We start from the raw sequence: 362 nt of genomic DNA, 5'->3' as shown, positions 1-362 counted from the left end.
CCGCCGAAGGGCCGGTCGCCGAGGCGCCGGTGGACGAGGAGGTGCTCGCGGAGGCCCGGCGGGTGCTGGCGGCGGGCGGGGCGCCGGAGAATCTGGCCGGGGCGGTGGTGGCCGCGCTCGGTGAGCAGGCCGCCGAGGCGCTGCGCGAGGACCCGTGGCTGCTGCTGGGCGTCAAGGGCGTCCGCCCCGAGCAGGCGGACGGCTTCGCCCGCGCGCTGCTCGGCGACGGGTGCGGCCCGGGTGACGAGCGGCGGGCCCGGGCCCTCACCGCCTGGCTGCTGGAGCGGGCCGCGCTCGCCGGGCACACCGTGCTGGAGGCGCCCGCCCTGCGCGAGGAGCTCGCCCGCCGGGCCGTCCCGGAC

General features: G+C 81.8%; 1 protein-coding gene. It reads left to right on the top strand.

Features of this window, described 5'->3' with window-relative positions; translation table 11 throughout:
• A partial coding sequence (locus JNW98_RS33245) for a helix-hairpin-helix domain-containing protein (RefSeq protein WP_308015697.1) occupies window positions 1-362 on the top strand: 362 nt, incomplete at both ends.

Source organism: Streptomyces huiliensis, from assembly GCF_020037025.1.
GTDB lineage: Bacteria > Actinomycetota > Actinomycetes > Streptomycetales > Streptomycetaceae > Streptomyces > Streptomyces huiliensis.
This window is presented reverse-complemented; position numbering and strand designations above follow the sequence as displayed.